The sequence below is a fragment of the Cryobacterium sp. TMB3-10 genome (genome assembly GCF_004402305.1).
In the GTDB taxonomy this organism is placed as follows: Bacteria; Actinomycetota; Actinomycetes; order Actinomycetales; family Microbacteriaceae; genus Cryobacterium; species Cryobacterium zongtaii.
Map to the genome: position 1 here is coordinate 60,425 of NZ_SOGH01000031.1, position 23,510 is coordinate 83,934.

Here is a 23,510-nt window from a genome sequence, read left to right on the forward strand (position 1 = left end):
CCAGACTTATCTCGCCGTCAAGATATAGACTGACGATACGTGTTTGTTCAACGATGACACCTCGTTCAGCAGGGGTCACGACTCAGCCAGGGAGGGTTGGTCATGCCACAGAATTCGGCAGAGGCCCTGACAGCTCAGCGGAAGACGACCTCGCGTCGTCCGGCCGGAACGCTTTACCGCGGCCGTGAGGGCATGTGGTCCTGGGTCCTGCACCGGATCACCGGGGTGGCGATTTTCTTCTTCCTCCTCGTGCACATCCTCGACACCGCCCTCGTGCGGGTCAGCCCCGAGGCGTACAACGCCGTGATCAGCCAGTACCAGACCCCCATCATGGGGCTGGGCGAAGCCGGCCTGGTCGCCGCGATCGTGTTCCACGCCTTCAACGGCCTGCGCATCATCGCCATCGACTTCTGGAACGCGAAGCACCAGCGGGTGCTCTTCTACGTCGTGATCGGGCTCTGGGTGATCACCATGATCGCCTTCCTGCCCCGCCACCTGATCAACGTGTTCAGCCACTAGGAGGCGACCGAAAATGACCTCAACAATCGTCGCCCCCCGCAGCCCATACTCCCGCAGCCCCCGCAAGAACGGCGTGAACTGGGAGAAGTGGGGCTGGATCTACATGCGCGTCTCCGGCGTCGTGCTGATCGTGCTGATCTTCGGCCACCTTTTCGTGAACCTGATGGTGGGCGAGGGCGTCAGCGCGCTGAACTTCGCCTTCGTCGCCGGCAAGCTGTCCAACCCGTTCTGGCAGTGGTGGGACGTGGCGATGCTCTGGCTCGCCCTGATCCACGGCGGCAACGGCATGCGCACCCTCGTGAACGACTACGCCACGACGCGCATCAGCCGCGGCATCCTCAAATCGTCGATCCTCGCCGCCGTGGTCATCCTGATCGTTCTCGGCACGCTCGTGGTGTTCACCTTCGACGCCTGCCCGGCCGGCCAGCCCGCCGACCTTCTGCCCACTTTCTGCCAGGCCGTTTAGGCCCTCGAGGAGCTGCAAAAACTTTCATGACGGATGCACCTGTGACCAACATGCCCGAGTCCACCATCGTCGACGGGGTGCACTACCACCAGTTCGACATCGTGATCATCGGGGCTGGCGGGGCGGGCATGCGAGCCGCCATCGAGGCCGGACCGAACGCATCCACCGCCGTGATCTCCAAGCTCTACCCCACCCGGTCGCACACCGGCGCGGCGCAGGGCGGCATGGCTGCCGCGCTGGCGAACGTGGAGGAAGACAACTGGGAGTGGCACACCTTCGACACCGTCAAGGGCGGCGACTACCTCGTCGACCAGGACGCCGCGGAGATCCTCGCCAGGGAAGCCATCGACGCCGTCATCGACCTCGAGAACATGGGCCTGCCGTTCAACCGCACCCCTGAGGGAAAGATCGACCAGCGCCGCTTCGGCGGTCACACCCGCGACCACGGTAAGAGCCCGGTGCGCCGCGCCTGCTACGCCGCCGACCGCACCGGCCACATGATCCTGCAGACCCTGTACCAGAACTGCGTCAAACGCGGCATCAACTTCTTCAACGAGTTCTACGTGCTCGACCTGATCATGACCAACGTCGACGGCGTCGACCAGCCGTCCGGCGTGGTCGCCTACGACCTGTCCACCGGTGAGCTGCACGTCTTCTCCGGCAAGGCGTTCATCTTCGCCACCGGCGGTTTCGGCAAGATCTACAAGACGACGTCCAACGCGCACACCCTCACCGGCGACGGTGTGGGCATCATCTGGCGCAAGGGCCTGCCGCTGGAGGACATGGAGTTCTTCCAGTTCCACCCGACCGGCCTGGCCGGCCTGGGCATCCTGCTCACCGAGGGTGCCCGCGGTGAGGGCGCGATCCTGCGGAACGCCTCCGGCGAGCGGTTCATGGAGCGCTACGCGCCCACCATCAAGGACCTCGCCCCGCGTGACATCGTGGCCCGCTGCATGGTCAAGGAGGTCGCGGAGGGCCGCGGCGCCGGCCCCAACAAGGACTACGTGTACCTGGACTGCACCCACCTGGGTGCCGAGGTGCTCGAGACCAAGCTGCCCGACATCACCGAGTTCGCCCGCACCTACCTCGGCGTGGACCCCGTCACCGAACCGGTGCCGGTGATGCCCACCGCGCACTACGCCATGGGCGGCATCCCCACCAACGTCAAGGCGGAGGTGCTGCGGGACAACACCACCGTGGTGCCCGGCCTCTACGCCGCCGGCGAATGCGCCTGCGTCTCGGTGCACGGCTCCAACCGGCTCGGCACCAACTCGCTGTTGGACATCAACGTGTTCGGCAAGCGCGCCGGCAACAACGCCGTCGAGTACGTCAAGACCGCCGAGTTCGTGCCGCTGCCCGAGGACCCAGCCAAGTTCGTGCGCGAACTCCTGACCACCATCCGCACCTCCACCGGCACCGAGCGCATCGCCGTGCTCCGTCGGGAGCTGCAGGAGATCATGGACGAGAAGGCGCAGGTGTTCCGCACCGACGAGTCCCTCCGTGAGGTCACCGAGACCATCCACACCCTGCGCGAGCGCTACAAGAACATCGGCGTGCAGGACAAGGGCCGCCGGTTCAACACCGACCTGCTCGAGGCCGTGGAGCTGGGCTTCCTGCTCGACCTGGCCGAGGTCGTCGTGTACTCCGCCCGCAACCGCAAGGAGAGCCGCGGCGGCCACATGCGCGACGACTTCCCCCTGCGCGACGACGTCAATTACCTGCAGCACACCATGGCCTACCTGTCGGGTGACGCCCTGTCCGCGGATGCTGCCGACCATATTTCGCTCGACTGGAAGCCCGTCACCATTACGCGCTACCAGCCGATGGAGAGGAAGTACTAGTGAGCACCCCCACCCTCGAATCGCCCCCCGCGGTTCCCGACGAGATCGCCTCGTTCACGGTCACCCTGTCGGTGCGACGCTTCAACCCCGAAATCGACGAAGACCCGCACTGGGAGAACTACGACGTCGAGATGTACGCGACGGACCGCATCCTGGACGCCCTGCACAAGATCAAGTGGGAACAGGACGGTAGCTTGAGCTTCCGCAGGTCCTGCGCGCACGGCATCTGCGGGTCCGACGCGATGCGGATCAACGGGCGGAACCGTTTGGCCTGCAAGACCCTGATCAAGGACCTCGACATCACCAAGCCGGTGACGGTCGAGGCCATCAAGGGCCTGCCGCTGGAGAAGGACCTGATCGTGGACATGGAGCCGTTCTTCGCGTCCTTCCGCGAGGTGCAGCCGTTCCTGATGGCACAGAACACGCCCAAGGACGGCAAGGAGCGCATCCAAACCGTCGCTCAGCGCGAGCGCTTCGACGACACCACCAAGTGCATCCTCTGTGCCGCGTGCACGTCGAGCTGCCCGGTGTTCTGGACCGACGGACAGTACTTCGGGCCCGCCGCGATCGTGAACGCACACAGATTCATCTTCGACTCCCGCGACGAGAACGCCGCCGTGCGCCTGGACATCCTCAACGACAGGGAAGGCGTCTGGCGTTGCCGCACGACCTTCAACTGCACCGAGGCCTGCCCGCGCGGCATCCAGGTGACCCAGGCCATCGCCGAGGTCAAACAGGCCATCATGCGCGGCAAGCCGTAACTCTTACGGACTCCTAACGAACGGCGGCCTACGGGCCGCCGTCCGTCGTTAACCGCCCTGGGCGGCCGCGCGCGCTGGCTAGGCTGGAGCGATGAAGATCGGCGACATCGTCACGCGCATCATGAACACCCGCCCCGTGCGGGTGTTCACCCATTTCAACCAGAGCCGCGGGCCGGTGCTGGCCGCTGGCATGGCCTACCAGGCGATCTTCGCGATCTTCGCCGCGCTCTGGCTGGTCTTCTCCGTCGCCGGGATCTGGCTGGCCAGCAACCCCGACCTGATGGATCAGCTGTTCGTGATCATCAACCAGTCCGTTCCCGGCCTGATCGGCAAGGAAGGGGTGATTGACCCCAAGTCCCTCGGCGACACCGGCGCGCTCACCTGGAGCAGTGCCATCGCCCTCATCGGCCTGCTCGCGACGACCCTGGGCTGGTTGAGCACCACCTCCCAGGCCGTGCGCGGCATCTTCGGGATGGGCCAGGAGACCACCTTCTTCGTGCTGGTCAAGTTGCGCGAACTCGGCCTCGGACTGGCCTTCGGCCTCGCCCTCGTCGTGTCGGCCGTGATCTCTATCATCAGCACCGAACTGCTCCGCGGGTTCCTCGGCCTGCTCGGCCAGGGCACTGACTCGTTCTGGTTCGTCGCGTCGAGCCAGGCCGTGGCCCTGCTGATCGTGCTGATCATCGACACCATCACCCTCGCCGCCCTGTTCAGGGTGCTCTCCAGGGTGCGCATCCCGCTCCGGAACCTGCTCGTCGGCTCGCTGCTCGGCGCGGTGGTGCTGGGTGTGCTCAAGGTACTCGGCGCCGCCCTGCTCGGCGGCGCGGCCCGAAACCCGCTGCTGGCCGGCTTCGCGGTGATCATCGGTCTGCTGATCTGGTTCAACCTCACCTCCACGGTCACCCTGATCTCCGCGGCCTGGATCGCCGTCGGCATGCAGGACGCCGGCATCCCGCCCTCCACTCTGAGCGCCGACGAGGCCAAGAAGCTGACCGACCAGAAGGAAGCGGAGGCGCTGCGTCTTGCTGCCACCGTGGAGCTGCGGCAGGCCAGGCTGGCGCGGGAGAGCGCATCCTGGTTGCAGCGGCCCGGCAGCAACCGACGGCTGCGAAAGGCCAAGCAGCGGGCCGAGAAATACGGCGTCAGCGAGCCCGCGGAACGGTAACCGCCCCGGCCCGGGTCGGCGGCACTCGGTAGAATCGGCGCATGCCGTCTTCTCCCGCATCCGAGACCACCCGCCCCTTGCGCATCGCCAGCATCAACACCAACGGCATCCGTGCCGCGTTCCGCAAGGGCATGGGCGACTGGCTCGCCACCCGCGACGTCGACATCCTCGCTATCCAGGAGGTGCGCGCCTCGACCGAAGACATCGAGGGTCTGCTCGGCCCGGACTGGAACATCCTGCACGACCCCGCCACCGCCAAGGGCCGCGCCGGCGTGGCCATCGCCAGCCGAAAGACCGCCTCGATCCACCGGGTCGAACTGGGCCACCCCGACTTCGACAGCGCCGGCCGCTGGCTCGAGGCCGATTACGAGGTCAACGGCACCATCGTCACCGTGGTGAGCACCTACGTGCACTCCGGAGAGGTGGACACCCCCAAGCAGGTGGAGAAGTTCACCTTCCTCGACTCCATGCTCACCCGGCTGCCCGAACTGGCCGCGCACAGCGAGAGGGTCGTCGTGCTCGGCGACCTCAACGTGGGGCACCGCAAGTTCGACATCAAGAACTGGAAGGGCAACGTCAAGCGGGCCGGCTTCCTGCCCGAGGAGCGCGCCTACTTCGACCGCATCCTCGGCGCCGAGGACGAGGCCGACTACAACAACGGCGCGGGCCTGGGCTGGGTCGACGTGGGCCGCAAGGCCGCCGGCGAGATGGACGGGCCGTTCACCTGGTGGTCCTGGCGCGGCCAGGCGTTCGACAACGACACCGGCTGGCGCATCGACTACCAGCTCGCGACGCCCGCGCTGGCGGCATCCGTCGTCAACTACACCGTCGACCGGGCGGATGCCTACGACCAGCGCTGGTCCGACCACGCTCCCGTGGTCGTCGACTACGCCATCTGATCCTCTTTTTCGCCGCTCGCGCGGCCTCATTTTTGACGAAAGACACTCCCTCATGACCAAGACCCGCCTCTACTCCGGCATGCAGCCCTCCGCAGACTCGCTGCAGATCGGCAACTACATCGGTGCGCTGCTGAACTGGAAGAAACTGCAGCAGACCCACGACGCGTTCTTCTCGATCGTGGACCTGCACGCCATCACCGTGGCGCAGGACCCGGCCAAGCTGAGGGAGAACACCCGCGCCACGGCCGCGCAGTACATCGCGGCGGGAATCGACCCGTCCGCGTCGACGCTGTACGTGCAGTCGCACGTGGCCGCGCACGCGCAGCTGGCCTGGGCGCTGAACACCCTCACCGGCTTCGGCGAGGCCAGCCGGATGACCCAGTTCAAGGACAAGTCGATCAAGCAGGGCGCCGACGCCACCACGGTGGGCCTGTTCGCCTACCCGGTGCTGATGGCCGCGGACATCCTGCTGTTCCAGACCGAGATCGTGCCGGTGGGTGAGGACCAGCGCCAGCACGTCGAGCTCACCCGCGACCTGGCCGCCCGGTTCAACTCCCGCTTCGGCGACACCTTCACGGTGCCGACGGCCAGCATCATCCGCGACACCGCGAAGATCTACGACCTGCAGAACCCGACCGCGAAGATGTCGAAGTCAGCCGAGTCGCACGCCGGCGTGATCTGGATGCTCGACGAGCCTTCGGTGACGGCCAAGAAAATCATGCGTGCCGTGACCGACGCCGAGGGTGGGGTGGTCTTCGACCGGGAGAACAAGCCCGGGGTCGCGAACCTGCTCACGATCTACTCCGTGATGGCGGAGCGCTCCATCCAGTCCCTTGAGGACGAGTACGCGGGTCGCGGTTACGGCGACTTCAAGAAGGGCCTGGCCGAGGTGGTCACCGAGACCTTCGGCACGATCCGCGGCCGGGTGCTCGAGCTGCTCGACGACCCGGCCGAACTCGACCGGATCCTCGCCGCCAACGCCGACCGGGCTGCCGCCGTGGCCGATGTCACCCTGGCGACCGCGTTCGACCGGATGGGTTTCCTGGCGCGGCGCTGATGCACCCCGTCGAGCTGTCCTCGCCGTTGCTGCGGCTGGACCAACCGCGCCCGGACGATGCCCAGCGGGTGTTCGAGTACTGCCAGGACCCGGTGATGCCGCAGTATCTGGCCCGCCTGCCCTGGCCGTACCGGCTCGAGGACGCGACGGGTTTCATCAGCGGGTACGTGCCGTCGGCCTGGGCGAACGACCAGGAATGCACCTGGGCGGTGCGCGATTCTGCGGCGCCGGAGCTTCTCGGCGTGATCAGCCTGAGCGTGCCGGCCGGGGATGCGGCGGAGCGTGCCGGTTCGATCGGGTTCTGGTTGGGTGCCGCCCACCGTGGCCGGGGCCTGATGGTGGAGGCCCAACGGTTGGTGCTGGACTGGGGCTTCAGCACCGGCCTCTGCGACAGCGTGCACTGGGAGTGCGTCGCCGGCAATCTCGCGTCGGCCCGGACCGCCCGGAAGGCCGGGTTCCGCTACACCGGACAGGGACCCGCCGGAGTCGCGTACCGCGACGGGACGCATCCGCCGTCGTGGAAGGGTGCGCTTCGCGCCGCCGACGACCGCACACCGCCCGCGGGCTGGCCGGCCGAGGTCGTGGGCGCGTGACGGGCGCCGGGCCCGCCCTGGGGCGCCTGTGGCCGGTGAGACTGCCGTGACAGTGCCCGCCCTGGTGCTGTTCGACCTGGACGACACCCTGTTCGCGCACCGGGCGGCCGTGGCCGACGGCATCCTCGGGCACATCGCCGGGCAGGGCGGCCGGGGCGCGACCGCCGACCCGCACACCGTCGTGGCGCTCTGGAACGCGCTCGAGGAGCAGCACTATCACGCCTACCTCGCCGGCGATCTGGACTTCGCCGGGCAGCGGAGCGCCAGGGCCCGCGACTTCGCGGCCGCACACGGCGTGACTCTGACCGACGCGGAGGCCGGTGCCTGGTTCGAGGACTACTTCGTGCACTACCGGGCGCACTGGCGGTTGCACGAGGACGCGCTGCCCTGCCTGGACGAGCTGGCCCGGCGCATCCCCGGGGTGGGCTTCGGCCTGATCACCAACGGGGAGCTCGCCTACCAGAGCGTCAAGCTGGCCGACACGGGCCTGGACGCCCGGGTGGAGCACGTGGTGGCCTCGGCCGAGTTCGGCCTGAGCAAACCCCGGCCGGAGATCTTCCTGCACGCCTGCGCCCTGTTCGGAGCCGCTCCTGACGCTTCCGTGTACGTGGGCGACCGGCTGCGCACCGATGCCATCGGCGCCGCCGCCGCCGGGCTGACCGGCGTGTGGTTGGACAGGGTCGGCACGGCCGGCCCTCCCCCGCCAGAGGACGACCTCGCCGAGGCCCGCCGGCTGGGCGTCATCCGCCTCACCACCCTCGACGCCCTGCCGCAGCTCCTCGCTCCGCGCTAGCCGGGTCGCCGCGATATGCGGGGCAGGCGCCGTTATGCGGGTGGCGCGCCACCCGCATAACGGCGCCGCACCCGCACAGCTCGGAAGAGCGGCGGATGCGGCGGTCGGCTAGAGGACGTCTTCGTCGACCCAGTCGAGGGTCTTGGTGACGGCCTTCTTCCAGTTGCGCAGCAGGCGCTCGCGCTCGGCGTCCTCCATGTCGGGCTCCCAGCGGGCGTCTTCCTGCCAGTTGGCTCGCAGTTCGCCCAGGCCGCTCCAGAAGCCCACGGCCAAGCCGGCCGCGTACGCGGCGCCGAGCGCGGTGGTCTCGGCCACGACCGGGCGCACCACGGGCACGCCGAGGATGTCGGCCTGGAACTGCAGCAGCAGGTTGTTGCCGGTGGCGCCGCCGTCGACCTTGAGCTCGGTCAGCGGCACCCCGGAGTCCGCGTTGACCGCGTCGATGACCTCACGGGTCTGGAACGCGATGGCCTCCAGCGCCGCCCGGGCGATGTGGCCCTTGTTCACGAACCGGGTCAGTCCCACCAGGGCGCCGCGGGCATCCGCGCGCCAGTACGGCGCGAACAGGCCGCTGAACGCCGGCACGAAGTAGGCGCCGCCGTTGTCGTCCACGGTGGCGGCCAGGGTCTCGATCTCGCTCGCCGAATTGATCAGCCCGAGGTTGTCGCGCAGCCACTGGATGAGCGACCCGGTGACGGCTATCGACCCCTCCAGCGCGTAGTGCGGTTCGGCGTCGCCGAGCTTGTAGCCCAGGGTGGTGAGCAGGCCGTTCTTGGAGTGGATGATGTCGGTGCCGGTGTTGAAGATCAGGAAGTTACCGGTGCCGTAGGTGTTCTTCGCCTCACCCTGGTCGAAGGCGGCCTGGCCGAACGTGGCGGCCTGCTGGTCACCGAGGATGCCCGCGATGGGCACCTCGCGCAGCAGGCTGTGCTCGTTGACCGTGCCGTAGACCTCGCTGGAGGAGCGGATCTCGGGCATCATCGAGCGCGGAACGCCAAAGGCAGCCAGGATTTCGTCGTCCCATTCGAGGGTCTCGAGGTTCATGAACAGGGTGCGGCTGGCGTTGGTGACGTCGGTGGCGTGCACGCCGCCCTCCAGGCCGCCGGTGAGGTTCCAGAGCACCCAGGAGTCGGTGGTGCCGAACATCAGGTCGCCGCGCTCGGCCTTCTCACGGGCGCCCTCCACGTTCTCCAGGATCCAGACGATCTTGGTGCCGGAGAAGTAGGTCGCCAGCGGCAGGCCCACGGTGGCCTTGAACCTGTCACCGCCACCATCCGCGGCGAGACGGTCGACGATGGGCTGGGTGCGGGTGTCCTGCCAGACGATGGCGTTGTAGACCGGAAGGCCGGTGGTGCGGTCCCAGACCACGGCGGTCTCGCGCTGGTTGGTGATGCCGACGGCCTCGATGTCGTGCCGGGTGAGGTTGGCCTTGGACAGGGCCTGGCCGATGACCTGGCGGGTGTTGCCCCAGATCTCCATCGGGTCGTGCTCGACCCAGCCGGCGCGGGGAAAGATCTGTTCGTGCTCGAGCTGGCCGGTGGAGATGATCGAGCCGGCGTGGTCGAAGATGATGGCGCGGGTGCTCGTGGTGCCCTGGTCGATGGCGAAGATGTACTTGTCACTCATGTCGGAACTCCTGTGTCGGGACGTGGTTGGAATGGGATGAGGGATGGAAAGGGTCTGGCGGGATGCCGGAGGATCAGGTGAGGATGGGCAGCAGCACCAGCGAGGCCCAGCCGGCGAGCACTCCGCCGATGACCGGGCCGGCCACGGGAACCCAGGAGTAGGCCCAGTCGGAGCCGCGCTTGCCCGGGATCGGCAGCAGCGCGTGTGCGATGCGGGGGCCGAGGTCACGGGCCGGGTTGATGGCGTAGCCGGTCGGCCCGCCCAGCGAGGTGCCGATCACAATCACCAGGAACGCCACCGGCAGGGCACCGAGCGCCGCCATGCCACCGTTTTCGCCCTGGCGTCCGTCACTGAAGCCGATGATCACCAGCACCAGCACGAAGGTGCCGATGATCTCGGTGACCAGGTTCCAGCCATACGAACGGATGGCCGGCCCGGTGGCGAACACGCCGAGCTTGTTCGCCGGGTCGGGCTCCTGATCGAAGTGCTGCTTGTACGCCAACCAGACCACGACAGCGCCGAGCACCGCACCGAGCATCTGGGCGGCGATGTACACGAGCACCGACAGCACGTTCACCGGCACACCGGAGCCGAACTCGATCGCGCCAGAGGCCACCAGGCCCAGCGTCACCGCCGGGTTCAGGTGCGCGCCGGAGTTGTACGAGACGATCACACCGGCGAAGACCGCGAAGCCCCACCCCAGGGTGACCATGAGAAAGCCGGCACCGAAGCCCTTCGTCTTCGTGAGGGCGACGTTGGCGACGACGCCACAGCCGAGGAGCACCAGGAGGGCCGTGCCCACCAGCTCCGAGAGGAATACCACACTGAGATTGTCCACATTGACCTTTCGTGTTCTCAGCGCACGCGGAAGGTTCCGCGCACACCGTCGTGCAGCAAGCGGTGAGGAGCGGAGAAGTCCTCCGCAACTCACCTCGAAAAACTAGAGAGCGTTCACCGCGTCCGTGGCGGCCAGGTCGACCCCGTGCACCTCACGCAGCTCCCGGCTGGCCTGGGCCACCTCGTCGGCGCTGGTGGCGGCATCCCAGCCCAGAACGGGCGCGAGCACCCCGACCAGCTCGTCGAGCAGCGCCACGGTGAGCCCGCCGACGAAGGCAAGGCTGGTGCGGCGCAGCAGCAGGTCGATCAGGTGGGTGACCGACTCCTCGCGCGCCAGGTACTCGATCTCCCGGCGGGTGTAGCGCGGATTGTGCGAGAGCGGCGCATCCGGGGCTTCGGTCAGGAAGTCGATGATCGCGCCGGCCCGGGTGCCGTACCGGGTGAGCAGGGCCTGGGCGCGGGGGCGGCCGACCTCGTCGCCGTTGGCGGCGAGCCAGACGGTGTGAGCGGCCGGGGTGGCCGGGTAACCCTTGCCGCCGCCGATGGCGAGGCCCTCGGTGGACACCGTGCGCGGAACGCCGAGCAGGGTGAGGATGTCGCCGCTGAGGTGTTCGGCCAGGGCGCGGAAGGTGGTCCACTTGCCGCCGACCAGGCTGAGCAGGGTGCCGGGGCGCGCTCCCAACGGGCTGGACTCGATGCGGTAGTCCCGCGACACGAAGCCGGGCGCCTCGTCGTCGTGCCGGGGCAGCGGACGCACCCCGGAGAACCTGAACACGATGTGCGAGCGGTCCACCACGATGTCGGGGAAGACGTGCTTGACCAGGTCGAAGAAGTAGTCGATCTCGTCTTCGGTGGTGCGGATCGGCTGGCTCATGTCGTGCTCGAGGTCGGTGGTGCCGATGAGCACCCGGCCGGCGAGCGGGTAGATCAGCACGATGCGGCCGTCGTTGTTCTCGAAGAAGATCTCCCCGCCGCCGGTCGCGGCGAGCAGTTCGGAGTGGTCGAGCACGATGTGCGAGCCCTTGGTGCCGCCCATGTAGGTGCTGGCCTGGCCGAGCGCCGAGTTGGTCAGGTCGGTCCACGGGCCGGAGGTGTTCACGACAACGTCGGCGGCGAAGCTGAATTCCTCGCCGGTGACGGTGTTGCGCAGGCGCACGCCGTCGGCATCCATGCCCACAGCTTCGATGTAGTTGGCGGCGCGGGCGTGCGCGCCGGTGTCGAGACCGTCGCGGAGCACGTCAAGGGCGAGGCGTTCCGGGTCGTGCATCGACGCGTCGTAGTAGGTGGCGGTGTACTTGAGGCCGGGGTTCAGGCGCGGCAGGCGTTTGAGCGACTTCTTGCGGCCGTGGAACTCGTGCTTGGGCACCGAGCCGCCGTCGCGGGAGAAGGAGTCATAGAGCACCAGGCCGACCTTGATCAGCAGCGCGCCGCGCTCCTGCGCCTTGCCCTGCTTGTGGGTGAGGAAGCGCAGCGGCGCGGCGAGCACCCCGGACAGGGCGGAGAACATCGGCACCGTGGTCTTCAGCGGCTTGACGTAATGCGGGGCGATCTTGAGCAGCCCGTTGCGCTCGGTGACCGACTCCTTCACGAGCCTGAATTCGCCGTTCTCCAGGTAACGGATGCCGCCGTGGATCATGTGCGAGGACGCCGCGGAGGCGCCGGACACGAAGTCCCCCTTGTCGACGATGGTGACGTCGACGCCCTGCAGCGCCAGGTCGCGGAACGTGGCGATGCCGTTGATACCGGCCCCGATGATGAGGACCTTCGCCGACGGACGCGCGGCCAGTGCGGATCGGGCGGAATCAGCGGGCGAGGAAACGGGGATGGACTGCACTGTTCACTACCTTTGTTCGTTCTTCGGCCGATGGATGACCCTGTGCTGTTCGGCTGAATTGGTGCGGACGGCCCAGCCGGGTTTGCGCGGGGGCCCTCCATATGGATTAATCAAGCTTGAGTAGATCAATCACATCCGGTCAAGCCGGGTGAACAAACGTGCAAGGAGGGGCTGTGAGCCTCGTCGACGAGTCAGCGCAGTCCGATCGGGTGCGGGATGCCCTCACGGCCGCGCACCTGTATTACATGCAGGACCTGACCATGGATGCCATCGCCCACGAGCTGCACACCTCCCGCTCCTCGGTGTCCCGCCTGCTCAGTCACGCCCGCGCGACCGGCCTCGTCGACATCCAGATCCGCTCCCCGCTGGACGCACCGAGCCGCCTCGAACTGCTCATCCAGGAGCGCTTCCACATCACCGCGCACGTCGTTCCGGTGCCCGATCACGCCACGGATGTGGACAGATTGGAGCGGGTGGCCCTCTCGGTTGCACGGATTCTCGGTCAGTTCTTCGACTCGAACATGGTGATGGGCATCGCCTGGGGGTCCACGATGAACGCCATCAGCCGTCACGTGACACCCAAGCAGACCCACGGGTCGCAGATCATCCAGCTCAACGGCGCCGGCAATATGCGCACCACCGGCCTCAGCTACGCCAGCGAGATCCTCGGCCGGTTCGGCTACGCGTTCGGCGCACACGTCCACCAATTCCCGGTGCCCGCGTTCTTCGACAACCCGGCCACCAAGCAGGCCCTCTGGCGCGAACGCAGCGTGAGCCGGCTGCTCGAGATGCAGTCCCGGATGGACGTGGCCCTGTTCGGCCTCGGCTCGCCGTTCTCCGAGGTACCCAGCCACGTCTACGCCGGCGGCTACCTCGAGGAGGCGGACTACGCCTCGCTCAGCCGCTCGGAGGTAGTGGGCGATGTGGCCACCATCTTCTACCGGGCCGACGGGTCCACCGACGGCATCCAGCTGAACGCCCGAGGCACCGGCCCGGACTTCACGGTACTCAGGCAGACCCCACGACGGCTCTGCGTCGTGTCGGGAACGGCCAAGCTTGCCAGCCTCCGCGGCGCGTTGAAAGCCGACCTGATCACCGATTTGTTCGTGGACGAGAGCACCGCCCGGGCCCTGGTCGCCAACGCCTGACCCAGCGGCGGAGGTCGCCGGGTTACGCCGGGAATACGCCGGACCGGTACGCGTTGAGATATAACTGACAGTAGATACGTGCTCCGGGGTCGGTGAGAATCCGAACCGGCGGTGAAAGTCCGCGAGCTGGAACCTGCTTTTCGGGTCCCGGTTGAGCTGGTGAAACTCCAGCACCGACGGTTAAAGTCCGGATGGGAGGCGCACGAGTCGATGGTTCGTTGTGGACCGTCGACGGTTTTCGCGTACGCGAAATCCCCTCCCGGAGCGCCCAAACGACGGGACAGGGAATGCACCAGCAGCACACGCTCGAGCGCACGATGCGCCGAGCCCTGCAGCTGGCCGGCAACGGCCCGGCCGAGGGGGTCAACCCCCGGGTCGGCTGCGTGATCCTCAGCCCGGCCGGCGAGATCATCGCCGAGGGCTGGCACCGCGGCGCAGGCACCTGCCACGCCGAGGTGGATGCACTCGCCCGGCTCGACCCGGCCGATGCCCGCGGCGCCACCGCCGTGGTCACCCTCGAACCCTGCAACCACACCGGTCGCACCGGGCCGTGCGCACTGGCCCTCATCGACGCCGGCATCGGCCGGGTGGTCTACGCCGTCGCCGACCCCGGACCGCACTCGTCGGGCGGCGGCGACCGGCTGCGCGCGGCCGGCATCGACGTGACCGGCGGCCTGCTCGCCGACGAGGTGGCGGCCTTCCTGGCCGACTGGCTGGTCTCTGCGCGCCTGGGCCGCCCGTTCGTGACCGTGAAGTGGGCGTCGAGCCTGGATGGCCGCGCCGCCGCCGCCGACGGCACCAGCCAGTGGATCACCGGCCCGGCCGCCCGGCGGGACGTGCACGAGCGCCGCGCCCGCGCGGACGCGATCCTGGTGGGCACCGGCACCGCCCTGGCCGACGACCCGTCGCTTACCGCCCGCGCCGCCGACGGCACCCTGCTGCCGCATCAGCCGCGGCCCGTGGTGGTGGGGCGCCGCCCGGTGCCGGCCGACGCCGCCGTGCACCGGCACCCGCTCACCCCGTGGTTCCTGGCCGGGCACGACGTCGCCGCGCTGCTGGCCGAGCTGCACGAGCGCGGCATCCGCCGGGTCTTCGTGGAGGGCGGCCCCGCCCTGGCCAGCGCCTTCGTACGGGCCGGCCTGGTCGACGAGTACCTCGTCTACCTGGCGCCCACCCTGCTCGGCGGCGACAGGCTGGCCCTGGGCGACATCGGCGTCACCGGCATCGACGCCCAGCGCCGGCTGCGGATCGGAGAGCTGCAGCACCTCGGCGAGGACCTGCTGCTGGTCGCCCGGCCGGCCGACACCGATGCCACTACCGCCGAGACCAGCCCCACCGACCAGACCACCCGGGCCGCCGCGGCACACCCCGGCACACGCCCCGACACACAGACGAGCTGAAGGACCACCATGTTCACCGGAATCATTGAGGAGCTCGGCACCGTCGAGCGCATCGAGCGAACGAAGGATGCTGCCCGCCTCACCATCCGCGGCCCGCTCGCGGTCGACGGCGCCGGGCACGGCGACTCCATCTCGGTGAGCGGTGTCTGCCTCACCGTGGTGGAGCAGACCGATTCGACCTTCACCGCCGACGTGATGGCGCAGACCCTGTCGATGTCCACCCTCGCCGGCGTCACTGCGGGCACCCCGGTGAACCTCGAACGCGCCGCTCTGGTGGGCGGCCGGCTCGGCGGCCACATCGTGCAGGGCCACATCGACGGCACCGGCACGGTGCTGGCCGTCGTGCCCGGCGATGCCTGGCGGGTCGTGCGGTTCAGCCTCGATCCGGCGTTGGCGCCGCTGGTGGTGGACAAGGGTTCCATCGCCATCGACGGGGTCTCCCTCACGGTGAGCAGCATCTCCGCCGCCGCCCAGCCCGACCAGTGGTTCGAGGTGTCGCTGATCCCCGAGACCCTCGCCGCCACCACTCTGGGCGGCCTGACGGTGGGCGACAGGGTCAACCTGGAGACCGACATCCTCGCCCGGCACGTGCAACGGATGCTCGCCCTCGCGGCGAGCGCCGCAGCCCCCTCGACCGAAACATCCGCACCATCCGCAGTTCTAAGGAGCACCCCATGAGCCTCGCCGACATCCCCACCGCACTGGCGGCACTCCGGCTCGGCAAGCCCGTCATCGTCGCCGACGACGAGGGCCGCGAGAACGAGGGCGACGTGATCATCTCCGCCCAACTGGCCACCCAGGAGTGGATCGCCTGGACCGTGCGGCACTCGAGCGGCTTCATCTGCGCGCCGATGACCAACGACATCGCCGACACCCTCGACCTGCCCGTCATGGTGCTCAACAACGAGGACCCGCGCGGCACCAACTACACCGTCACCGTCGACGCTGCCGACCGGTTGAGCACCGGCATCAGCGCGGCCGACCGGGCGCACACCCTGCGGGTGCTCGCCGAACCCAGCTCGACGCCGGCCAGCCTGAACCGGCCCGGCCACATCCTGCCGTTGCGGGCCATGGACGGCGGAGTGCGGGAACGCGACGGCCACACCGAAGCCGCGGTCGACCTGATGAAGCTGGCCGGGCTCACTCCCGTCGCCGGGATCGCCGAGATCGTCGCAGAAGACGGCGAGATGATGCGCCTGCCCGGACTGCTCCTCCTCGGGGAGCGGGAGGGCGTGCCGGTGATCACCATCGCCGACCTCATCGCGCACCTGCAGGAGTTCCACTGCGACGACGACCTGGCCTCGGTCAGCCCGATCCGCGAATCGCCGCGGGTGGACTTCGAGGTGGAGACCACGGTGCCCACCGAACACGGCTCGTTCCAGATTCGCGCGTACCGCGACCGGATGACCGGGGCCGACCATGTCGCCATCGTCTCGGGCAGCCCGCAGGACGGAGCCCTCGTGCGGGTGCACTCCGAATGCCTCACCGGCGAGGCCTTCGGCTCGCTCAAATGCGAGTGCGGGCCGCAGCTGCAGGCCGCGCTGGACACCATCGAACGCGAGGGCGGCGTGGTGGTGTACCTCCGCGGCCAGGAGGGTCGCGGCATCGGCCTGATCAACAAGCTGCGCGCATACAAGCTGCAGGAGGACGGCCTGGACACCCTCGACGCGAACCTCGCGCTGGGCCTGCCGGCCGATTCCCGCGACTACGGCGCGGCCACCGCCATCCTCGACGAACTGGGCCTGGGCTCGGTGCGGCTGCTCACCAACAACCCGGAGAAGGTGCGCCAGCTGCAGGCCTACGGCGTGACGGTCACCGAACGGGTGCCGCTGGTCGTGGGCGTTGGCAGCCACAACGAGGACTACCTCGCCGCCAAGCGTGACCGGATGGGCCACGAAATCTCAGCACACCAGATCGTGAAAGGACTCGCACTATGAGTGGAGCAGGATCCCCCGCCATCGACGTCGACGGCACCGGACTGGAGGTGGTGATCGTCGCCGGCCGCTGGCACGACGTGATCACCGACGGTCTCATCGCCGGGGCCACCCGGGTGCTCGAGGCATCCGGGGCGACGTTCTCGCTCGTGCGGGTGCCCGGCAGCTTCGAGCTGCCCGTGGCGAGCAAGGTGGCGCTGGAGAACGGCGCCGACGCTGTGGTGGCACTGGGGGTCATCATCCGCGGCGGCACCCCGCACTTCGAGTACGTGTCGGCGGCGGCAACGGACGGCCTCACCCGGGTGGCGCTGGACACCGGCAAGCCGGTGGGCTTCGGCGTGCTCACCCTCGACGACGAGCAGCAGGGCCTGGACCGGGCCGGACTGCCCGGCTCGAAGGAGGACAAGGGCGAGGAGGCCGCCACCGCGGCGCTGGCCACGGCCCTGGTGCTCAAGGCCCTCCGCGAGCGTTAGGCCCTAGCGGGATTCGAGGAGCGCGGTGACCCGTTCGAGCAGGTCGTTGGCGCGGAACGGCTTGATCAGGTAGCCATCCGCGCCCGTCGCCAGGGCCAGCGCGATGTCGCTGTCCTGCGACTTGGCGGTGAGCAACAGGATGCGCGGCTGGGTCAGCGCGGTGTCAGCCCGCACCTGCGCGCACACCTCGATGCCCGTGAGCTTGGGCATCATCCAGTCCAGCACGATCAGGTCGGGCGAGCCGGCGCGGGCGGCCGCGAGGCCCTCCTCACCGTCGCCAGCCTCGGACACCTCGTGCCCGGCCCGGCGCAGTTTGTGGCCGATCAGGGCCCTGACGTCTTCGTCGTCCTCGACGATCAAAATGCGTGACATACGGCGTGTCCCCTGGTTCGGCGGTCTATCTTCAGCGCGTGTCACCCGCACTGGGCACACGACACACTAAGTTGACAATATCCAATCGCGCCGCGGTCGGCTTCACGGGGAAGGCACCACGCGAGTGAACAATCTTGTCGTGTCGCTGTGGGCCGCGCCGCGCCGCTGGCGTTACGCGGCCATCCTCGTGCTTCTGTTGGTGGCCTATGGCCTCGGCAGGGCCTCCCTCGCGGCGCCGCCCTCGCCGACCGGTGTCGCCCAGTGGTGGCCCGCCGCGGCCGCCGCCGTGCTCGCGATGTGTGTGGCCAGGGGCCGGGAACGCGCCGTGGTGGCGATACTGGTCACCGTGGTCACCGTGGCCGCGAACCTCGGCGGCGGCCGTCCCCTGCCGGTTGCCCTCGGCTTCGGTCTTGCCAACGCCCTCGAGGCCTGGGTGTTCAGCGCCATCGTCGCTCGCCGGGATGAACCGGCCCGCCTGGACACCGTGCGGGACGTGCTGCGGTTCACCGTCGCCGTTCTGTGTGGCGCCGTCGCGATCGGGCTCGTCGCCGCGAGCACGGTGACGCTGTTCGAGGGCGCCTCGTTCGGCCAGGTGCTGCTTGCCGCCATCCCCTCGCACGCGTTCGCCGTTTTTGTGCTCGTCCCTCTTGCCCTGGTGCGCCGTAGCCAGGCGCGGGCGGAGCGTCGCCTGGAGTTGCTCATCCAGGTGGGCGCCATGATGCTGGTGCTCGGAGTGGTGTACGGGCCGGGCCGGTCACTGCCGATCTCCTTCCTCATCCTGCCGCTGCTCACCTGGGCGGCCTTCAGGTTCGGGATCCGGATCGTGGCCTGGGAAGTCTGCGGCACGGCAATGGTCGCGTCGGGGCTCACCTCGCTCGGGATCGGCTACTTCAGCGCGGCGCAGAGCGGCGCCACCGGCACGAGCGGACCGTACGTGCAAATCTTCCTGGTCACCTTCGCGAGTTCGATGCTGTTGCTGGCCGCCGAGCTGGCCCAGCGCGACGACGTCCTCAGCCGGGAACGGGAGGTGGTGCAGGCCCTGCGCGAACTCAACCGGCAGAAGGATGACTTCGTCTCGTCGGTCAGCCACGAGCTGCGCACCCCGATCACGAGCATCCTGGGCTTTGCCGAGGAGCTCGAGGACACCACTCTCGACGCCGATCAGGCCCGCTTCACCCGGGTGATCGTGCGCAACTCGCATCGGTTGGCGCAGCTGGTGGAGGACCTGTTGGACCTCTCCAAAATGAGCACCCACACCGACACCGGCCAGGACGAGGCCGTTGACCTGGCGGCGCTGGTGGCCGAATGTGTCGAGGAGCAGGCCCCGCAGGCGCACGCCGCCGGGGTGAGCCTGACCGCCGAGTTCGGCGCCGGACCGTTCGATGTGCGCAGTTCGGCGTCCGACCTGCGTCGGGTGCTCACGAACCTGGTCTCGAACGCCGTCAAGTTCACTCCTCCGCACGGGCAGGTCTGGGTCGGCTGCACGACCGACACCGACGGCATGTTGCTCACCGTCAGCGACAACGGGGTGGGCATCCCGCCGCAGGACATCGAGCGGGTCTTCGACAGGTTTTTCAGATCGGCGAGCGCCGAGTTGCTGGCGGGCACCGGGCTCGGGCTCCCCCTCACCAAGGGACTCGTCGACAGGCTCGGCGGTACCATCGACCTGCAGTCGGACGGCCACACCGGCACCCACGTCACCGTGGCCCTCCCCCGCGTCTCGCCGCTCCGGTCGGGCACCACGACCGAAACGGATTCGCCCAGCACGACCACCCGAATGTAGGGTGAATCAGGCCGCCACAAGCGGCCGCCGTCTTTCTGAGCGTCAACCCGTCCGCCCCAGACGACTGACCGCCGTCTCGCGCCCAGACTCAGCCACGCCATTTCCTTCATTCGGAGCGCCCACACTTATGTCAGCATCCACCGCGGCGGCCACATCCGTCGCCCCCGCGCCCACGAATCCTCGCAGCCGCGTCATCCTGGCCAGCCTCATCGGCACCACCATCGAGTTCTACGACTTCTACGTCTACGCCACCGCCGCTGTGCTGGTCTTCCCGCACCTGTTCTTCCCGTCCGGCAACGAGACCGCCGCCCTGCTCGCCTCCTTCGCGGTGTTCGGCGCCGCCATGGTGGCCCGGCCGCTCGGCGCCCTGTTCTTCGGCCACTTCGGCGACAAGAAAGGCCGCAAGGCCACCCTGGTCGGAGCGCTGCTCACGATGGGGATCGCCACGTTCCTGATCGGGCTGCTGCCCACCTACGCCATGGTCGGCTGGCTCGCCCCGGCGATGCTGGTGATCCTGCGCCTCGCCCAGGGCTTCGCCCTCGGCGGCGAGTGGAGCGGCGCGGCCCTGGTGGCCACCGAGAACGCCCCCAAGGGCAAGCGCGCCTGGTACGGCACCTTCCCGCAGGTCGGCGCCCCGCTCGGCTTCATCATCGCGAACGGCCTGTTCCTGCTCATCGCGCTGCTGCTGCCCTCCGACGACCCGACCCGGCCGTCGGATGCGTTCCTCGAGTGGGCATGGCGGGTGCCGTTCCTGTTCAGCGCCGTCATGGTGATCGTGGGCCTCTGGGTGCGTCTGCGCCTGGTGGAGAGCGACGCGTTCACCAAGATCGTCACCACCAAGAAGGTCGCCAAGCTGCCGCTCGCCGCGGTGTTCAAGTCCAACTGGCGTGAACTCATCCTGGGCACCTTCATCATGCTGGCCACCTACGTGCTGTTCTACCTGATGACCACGTTCAGCCTCAGCTACGGCCGTGCCGCCACGGATGCGCCGGTGGCCGGCCTCGGCTACAGCTACACCACGTTCGTGCTGATGATGATCGGCGGCGTCGTGTTTTTCGGCATCTTCACCCTCGCCTCCGGGCCGTGGGCGGACAGGTTCGGCCGCCGCCGCACGCTGCTCTGGGTGACCGCGGGAATCGTCGTGTTCGGGTTCCTGTTCGTGCCGCTGCTGGGCGCCGGGTTCCTCGGCGTGATGATCTTCCTGATCCTCGGCTTCACCCTGATGGGCATGACGTTCGGCCCGATGGGCGCGCTGCTGCCCGAGCTGTTCCCCACCCACGTGCGCTACACGGGCTCCGCGTTCGCGTACAACATGAGCTCGATCCTCGGTGCGGCCGTGGCCCCGTTCATCGCCGTGTGGCTGTGGACCCTCGGCGAGGGCAGCCCGTTCTGGGTGGGCATCTACCTTTCGGTGATGGGCCTGATCACCCTGGTGGCGCTCTACCTCAGCCGCGAGACCCGCGACCTCGACCTCGAGCGCTGACCCGCGCGGCTCGACCCACGCTGGCGCTACAGCTCGCGAAAGCGGTCGTGTGGCTGTCTCAGTTCTCTGAGGTAGCCACATGGCCGCTTTCGCGCAATCGGATGTCAATTTGAGTTGACACGAATGGGATATGTCAATTACGGTTGACACATGTTGGATGACACGGGACGAACACTGGTGGGCGACGCCGGCTCAGGCGACCCGATCGAGACACTGCGGGCAATCAAGCGGATGCGCGGCGAACTCGACCGCGCCGAGGCCCTGGCCGTGCGGCGGGCACGCAACGCCAATGCGCCCTGGCAGCTGATCGCCCTGGCCCTCGAGGTCTCCCGGCAGGCCGTGCACAAGAAGTACGGCCGTGGCTAGCCTGCACCCGGCGAGGCCCGCATCCGCGCGGGCGCCGGTTAAGCTCGACTGGTGAGTACGACACCCCCCGGCACCAGCACCCCCGCGTCCGACACCCCCGCACCCAGGACACGTTCCCGGATGGGCCGCCGCGGCGCCCCGACCGAAGGGCCGCGGGCCTCCTTCAGCCAGTTGCTGCCCTACCTGTCCGAACACCGGGCCGTGCTCAGCGTTGTCGTGGTGCTCAGCGTGCTCGGCGCCGCCGCGAGCCTGGCCCAGCCGCTGCTGGTGAGCCAGGTGATCACCCTCGTCGAGGCCGGCGACCCGCTGGACAACATCGTCACGGGGCTCGTCGCGCTCGTCGTGGTCTCCGCCCTGATCAGCGGATACCAGCACTACCTTCTGCAGCGCACCGGCGAGGGCGTGGTGCTCTCCAGCCGCCGCCGCCTGATCGGGCGGATGCTGAACCTGCCGATCAGCCAGTTCGACGCCCGCCGCACCGGCGACCTGGTCTCCAGGGTCAGCTCGGACACCACCCTGCTCCGCGCCGTGCTTACCCAGGGCGCCGTGGAGGCCATCGGCGGGTCGCTCACCTTCATCGGCGCCATCATCGCGATGCTCATCATCGACCCGGTGCTGCTGGGCCTGACGGTGCTCGTGATCGCCGTGTCAGTGGTTACCGTGGTGCTGCTGTCCCGGCGCATCCGCACCGCCAGCCTGGCCGCCCAGACCAAGGTCGGCGACCTGGCCGCCAGCGTTGAACGGGCCATCAGCGCCGTACGCACGGTGCGCGCCGCCAACGCCACCGCCCGCGAGATCGCGGTGGTCGAAAAGGACGCCGAGGGTGCCTGGCAGATGGGCATCAAGGTCGCCAAGGTCTCGGCCCTGGTCGTGCCGATCGCCGGCATCGCGCTTCAGGTGTCGCTGCTCGTGGTGCTCGGCGTCGGGGGCTTCCGGGTGGCGGACGGCAGCATCACCATCGCCGACCTGGTGTCGTTCATCCTGTTCCTGTTCATGATGATCATGCCGCTGGGCCAGTTCTTCGGCGCGATCACCTCGGTCAACTCGGCGCTCGGCGCCCTCGGCCGCATCCAGGAGATCATCGACCTGCCCAGCGAAGACCAGTTCGACCGCGACATCGCGCCGCTGGCCATCGTGGTGGGCGCCGCGAACGCCAAGGTCAACCCGGAGGCGCCGGCGATCTCGTTCGAGGACGTGCGCTTCCACTACGCCCCCACCGTGCTCGCCACGACGGATGCCGCCACCGGCGAGCAGCTGGCTGCCGTGCGCCCCGGCCCGGTCGCCCAGGCGGTCCTCGCCGCCGAGGACGGCAGCACCCCCGACGCCACCACCGAGTTCACCGGCCCCGACACGACGGCCCCTGCTGTCGGCCCGGCCACCCCGACACCGGTGCTGCGCGGCGTCTCGTTCAGTGCCCCCCGCGGTCTGCGCACCGCTCTGGTGGGCCCGTCCGGTGCCGGCAAGAGCACCATCCTCGCGCTGATCGAGCGGTTCTACGACGCCGACTCCGGCGTGGTGCGGCTCGGCGGCCTCGACATCCGCAGCCTGGACCGCACCGACCTGCGCGGTCAGATCGGCTACGTGGAGCAGGACGCCCCCGTGCTGGCCGGCTCGCTGCGCGACAACCTCACCCTCGCCACGCCGGACGCCACCGACGAGCAGTGCGTGGCCGTGCTGCACGCCGTGAACCTCGGCGAGGTGCTCGACCGCGACCCGGCCGGCCTCGGTGCCGCGGTCGGCGAAGACGGCGTCAAACTCTCCGGCGGCGAACGCCAGCGCCTCGCCATCGCCCGGGCGCTGCTCGCCGCCCCGCCGATCCTGCTGCTGGACGAGTCCACCTCAAGCCTGGACGGCATGAACGAACAGCTGATGCGCGAGGCCATCGACGCCGTCGCGGTGGACCGCACCCTGATCGTGATCGCGCACCGGCTCTCCACCGTGGTCGACTCTGACCAGATCGTGGTCCTGGACCACGGCGAGGTCGTCGGCACCGGGACCCACTCCGAGCTGGTGCTCTCCACCCCGCTGTACCGCGACCTGGCCAAGCACCAGCTGCTGGTCTAACAGCACTCGCGAGGTCTTCCGCGAGGTCCACTCTCCCCGCGAGAGCGGGCACGTGGCTGCCTCCGCACCCGCGACACGACCACGTGGCCGCTTTCG

At 68.8% G+C, this 23,510-nt stretch carries 22 protein-coding genes and 1 riboswitch; of the genes, 18 read left to right on the top strand and 4 right to left on the bottom strand.

Features of this window, described 5'->3' with window-relative positions; genetic code table 11:
* The first annotated feature begins 102 nt into the window (after positions 1–102).
* The 9 genes from sdhC to E3T22_RS16295 all read left to right on the top strand — a co-directional run bounded on the left by sdhC (position 103) and on the right by E3T22_RS16295 (position 8,094).
* Positions 103–519, top strand: coding sequence for a succinate dehydrogenase, cytochrome b556 subunit (gene sdhC, locus E3T22_RS16255; RefSeq protein ID WP_088455243.1), 417 nt, complete (start codon positions 103–105; stop codon positions 517–519).
* Between the two features lie 13 nt (positions 520–532).
* Positions 533–985, top strand: coding sequence for a succinate dehydrogenase hydrophobic membrane anchor subunit (locus E3T22_RS16260; RefSeq protein ID WP_088455242.1), 453 nt, complete (start codon positions 533–535; stop codon positions 983–985).
* 26 nt (positions 986–1,011) lie between these two features.
* On the top strand, positions 1,012–2,826 hold the full coding sequence (gene sdhA, locus E3T22_RS16265; RefSeq protein ID WP_240632369.1) for a succinate dehydrogenase flavoprotein subunit: 1,815 nt from the start codon (positions 1,012–1,014) through the stop codon (positions 2,824–2,826).
* A complete protein-coding gene (locus E3T22_RS16270; RefSeq protein WP_088455241.1) occupies positions 2,826–3,587 on the top strand; it encodes a succinate dehydrogenase iron-sulfur subunit in 762 nt (253 codons plus the stop codon). The genes sdhA and E3T22_RS16270 overlap by 1 nt, the downstream gene beginning before the upstream one ends.
* A gap of 91 nt (positions 3,588–3,678) precedes the next feature.
* Positions 3,679–4,752, top strand: a complete 1,074-nt coding sequence (locus tag E3T22_RS16275; RefSeq protein WP_088455240.1) for a YihY/virulence factor BrkB family protein — start codon at positions 3,679–3,681, stop codon at positions 4,750–4,752.
* A gap of 41 nt (positions 4,753–4,793) precedes the next feature.
* On the top strand, positions 4,794–5,651 hold the full coding sequence (locus tag E3T22_RS16280; RefSeq protein WP_088455239.1) for an exodeoxyribonuclease III: 858 nt from the start codon (positions 4,794–4,796) through the stop codon (positions 5,649–5,651).
* A gap of 52 nt (positions 5,652–5,703) precedes the next feature.
* Positions 5,704–6,708, top strand: a complete 1,005-nt coding sequence (trpS, locus tag E3T22_RS16285) for a tryptophan--tRNA ligase (RefSeq protein ID WP_103461207.1) — start codon at positions 5,704–5,706, stop codon at positions 6,706–6,708.
* Positions 6,708–7,301, top strand: a complete 594-nt coding sequence (locus E3T22_RS16290; RefSeq protein WP_134481227.1) for a GNAT family N-acetyltransferase — start codon at positions 6,708–6,710, stop codon at positions 7,299–7,301. The genes trpS and E3T22_RS16290 overlap by 1 nt, the downstream gene beginning before the upstream one ends.
* Before the next feature lie 46 nt (positions 7,302–7,347).
* On the top strand, positions 7,348–8,094 hold the full coding sequence (locus E3T22_RS16295; RefSeq protein ID WP_088457861.1) for an HAD family hydrolase: 747 nt from the start codon (positions 7,348–7,350) through the stop codon (positions 8,092–8,094).
* Positions 8,095–8,202: 108 nt separating this feature from the next.
* Here the strand turns inward: E3T22_RS16295 and glpK are convergent, their stop codons facing one another.
* The 3 genes from glpK to E3T22_RS16310 all read right to left on the bottom strand — a co-directional run bounded on the left by glpK (position 8,203) and on the right by E3T22_RS16310 (position 12,382).
* Positions 8,203–9,720 (bottom strand): glycerol kinase GlpK, encoded by a 1,518-nt coding sequence (gene glpK / locus E3T22_RS16300; protein WP_088455236.1) that lies wholly within the window; start codon positions 9,718–9,720, stop codon positions 8,203–8,205.
* 73 nt (positions 9,721–9,793) lie between these two features.
* The gene (locus E3T22_RS16305) at positions 9,794–10,543 is read right to left on the bottom strand and encodes an MIP/aquaporin family protein (protein WP_241983713.1); all 750 of its coding nucleotides are present in this window, start codon (positions 10,541–10,543) and stop codon (positions 9,794–9,796) included.
* 117 nt (positions 10,544–10,660) lie between these two features.
* On the bottom strand, positions 10,661–12,382 hold the full coding sequence (locus E3T22_RS16310; protein ID WP_134481250.1) for a glycerol-3-phosphate dehydrogenase/oxidase: 1,722 nt from the start codon (positions 12,380–12,382) through the stop codon (positions 10,661–10,663).
* A gap of 254 nt (positions 12,383–12,636) precedes the next feature.
* Between E3T22_RS16310 and E3T22_RS16315 the strand changes: the two genes are divergently transcribed.
* The 5 genes from E3T22_RS16315 (at position 12,637) to ribH (ending at position 17,346) form a co-directional block, all read left to right on the top strand.
* Complete coding sequence (locus tag E3T22_RS16315; RefSeq protein WP_088457859.1) at positions 12,637–13,539, top strand: sugar-binding transcriptional regulator; 903 nt, start codon at positions 12,637–12,639, stop codon at positions 13,537–13,539.
* Between the two features lie 75 nt (positions 13,540–13,614).
* Positions 13,615–13,746: riboswitch (FMN riboswitch) on the top strand.
* A gap of 80 nt (positions 13,747–13,826) precedes the next feature.
* Positions 13,827–14,939, top strand: coding sequence for a bifunctional diaminohydroxyphosphoribosylaminopyrimidine deaminase/5-amino-6-(5-phosphoribosylamino)uracil reductase RibD (ribD, locus tag E3T22_RS16320; protein WP_241983714.1), 1,113 nt, complete (start codon positions 13,827–13,829; stop codon positions 14,937–14,939).
* A gap of 9 nt (positions 14,940–14,948) precedes the next feature.
* Positions 14,949–15,617 (top strand): riboflavin synthase, encoded by a 669-nt coding sequence (locus E3T22_RS16325; protein WP_134409451.1) that lies wholly within the window; start codon positions 14,949–14,951, stop codon positions 15,615–15,617.
* On the top strand, positions 15,614–16,876 hold the full coding sequence (gene ribA, locus E3T22_RS16330; RefSeq protein WP_088455233.1) for a GTP cyclohydrolase II: 1,263 nt from the start codon (positions 15,614–15,616) through the stop codon (positions 16,874–16,876). Before E3T22_RS16325 ends, ribA begins: the two co-directional genes overlap by 4 nt.
* Positions 16,873–17,346, top strand: coding sequence for a 6,7-dimethyl-8-ribityllumazine synthase (gene ribH / locus E3T22_RS16335; protein WP_088455232.1), 474 nt, complete (start codon positions 16,873–16,875; stop codon positions 17,344–17,346). The genes ribA and ribH overlap by 4 nt, the downstream gene beginning before the upstream one ends.
* Positions 17,347–17,349: 3 nt before the next feature.
* On the opposite strand, the gene E3T22_RS16340 is transcribed toward ribH, so the two are convergent.
* Positions 17,350–17,718, bottom strand: coding sequence for a response regulator transcription factor (locus E3T22_RS16340; protein ID WP_088455231.1), 369 nt, complete (start codon positions 17,716–17,718; stop codon positions 17,350–17,352).
* Positions 17,719–17,842: 124 nt separating this feature from the next.
* Here E3T22_RS16340 and E3T22_RS16345 point away from each other — a divergent pair, with 124 nt between their 5' ends.
* From E3T22_RS16345 to E3T22_RS16360, 4 genes are all read left to right on the top strand, one after another.
* Positions 17,843–19,501, top strand: coding sequence for a HAMP domain-containing sensor histidine kinase (locus E3T22_RS16345; RefSeq protein ID WP_134481225.1), 1,659 nt, complete (start codon positions 17,843–17,845; stop codon positions 19,499–19,501).
* A 127-nt stretch (positions 19,502–19,628) separates the two neighbouring features.
* A complete protein-coding gene (locus E3T22_RS16350) occupies positions 19,629–20,984 on the top strand; it encodes an MFS transporter (protein ID WP_088455229.1) in 1,356 nt (451 codons plus the stop codon).
* 150 nt (positions 20,985–21,134) lie between these two features.
* The gene (locus tag E3T22_RS16355) at positions 21,135–21,350 is read left to right on the top strand and encodes a hypothetical protein (RefSeq protein WP_088455228.1); all 216 of its coding nucleotides are present in this window, start codon (positions 21,135–21,137) and stop codon (positions 21,348–21,350) included.
* 120 nt (positions 21,351–21,470) lie between these two features.
* Entirely contained in the window at positions 21,471–23,414 is a 1,944-nt protein-coding gene (locus tag E3T22_RS16360; protein ID WP_088455227.1) for an ABC transporter ATP-binding protein, read from the top strand.
* The last annotated feature ends 96 nt before the right edge of the window (positions 23,415–23,510 follow it).

What these genes read in the sequence shown, in the direction of transcription:
- E3T22_RS16350 (WP_088455229.1), top strand. Translation starts at nt 19,629, where the DNA reads ATGTCAGCATCCACCGCGGCGGCCACATCCGTCGCCCCCGCGCCCACG.
- E3T22_RS16360 (WP_088455227.1), top strand. Translation starts at nt 21,471, where the DNA reads ATGGGCCGCCGCGGCGCCCCGACCGAAGGGCCGCGGGCCTCCTTCAGC.
- trpS (WP_103461207.1), top strand. Translation starts at nt 5,704, where the DNA reads ATGACCAAGACCCGCCTCTACTCCGGCATGCAGCCCTCCGCAGACTCG.
- sdhA (WP_240632369.1), top strand. Translation starts at nt 1,012, where the DNA reads ATGACGGATGCACCTGTGACCAACATGCCCGAGTCCACCATCGTCGAC.
- glpK (WP_088455236.1), bottom strand. Translation starts at nt 9,720, where the DNA reads ATGAGTGACAAGTACATCTTCGCCATCGACCAGGGCACCACGAGCACC.
- E3T22_RS16355 (WP_088455228.1), top strand. Translation starts at nt 21,135, where the DNA reads ATGTTGGATGACACGGGACGAACACTGGTGGGCGACGCCGGCTCAGGC.
- E3T22_RS16280 (WP_088455239.1), top strand. Translation starts at nt 4,794, where the DNA reads ATGCCGTCTTCTCCCGCATCCGAGACCACCCGCCCCTTGCGCATCGCC.
- E3T22_RS16340 (WP_088455231.1), bottom strand. Translation starts at nt 17,718, where the DNA reads ATGTCACGCATTTTGATCGTCGAGGACGACGAAGACGTCAGGGCCCTG.
- ribH (WP_088455232.1), top strand. Translation starts at nt 16,873, where the DNA reads ATGAGTGGAGCAGGATCCCCCGCCATCGACGTCGACGGCACCGGACTG.
- E3T22_RS16290 (WP_134481227.1), top strand. Translation starts at nt 6,708, where the DNA reads ATGCACCCCGTCGAGCTGTCCTCGCCGTTGCTGCGGCTGGACCAACCG.
- sdhC (WP_088455243.1), top strand. Translation starts at nt 103, where the DNA reads ATGCCACAGAATTCGGCAGAGGCCCTGACAGCTCAGCGGAAGACGACC.
- E3T22_RS16275 (WP_088455240.1), top strand. Translation starts at nt 3,679, where the DNA reads ATGAAGATCGGCGACATCGTCACGCGCATCATGAACACCCGCCCCGTG.
- ribA (WP_088455233.1), top strand. Translation starts at nt 15,614, where the DNA reads ATGAGCCTCGCCGACATCCCCACCGCACTGGCGGCACTCCGGCTCGGC.
- E3T22_RS16260 (WP_088455242.1), top strand. Translation starts at nt 533, where the DNA reads ATGACCTCAACAATCGTCGCCCCCCGCAGCCCATACTCCCGCAGCCCC.
- E3T22_RS16325 (WP_134409451.1), top strand. Translation starts at nt 14,949, where the DNA reads ATGTTCACCGGAATCATTGAGGAGCTCGGCACCGTCGAGCGCATCGAG.
- E3T22_RS16315 (WP_088457859.1), top strand. Translation starts at nt 12,637, where the DNA reads ATGCAGGACCTGACCATGGATGCCATCGCCCACGAGCTGCACACCTCC.
- ribD (WP_241983714.1), top strand. Translation starts at nt 13,827, where the DNA reads ATGCACCAGCAGCACACGCTCGAGCGCACGATGCGCCGAGCCCTGCAG.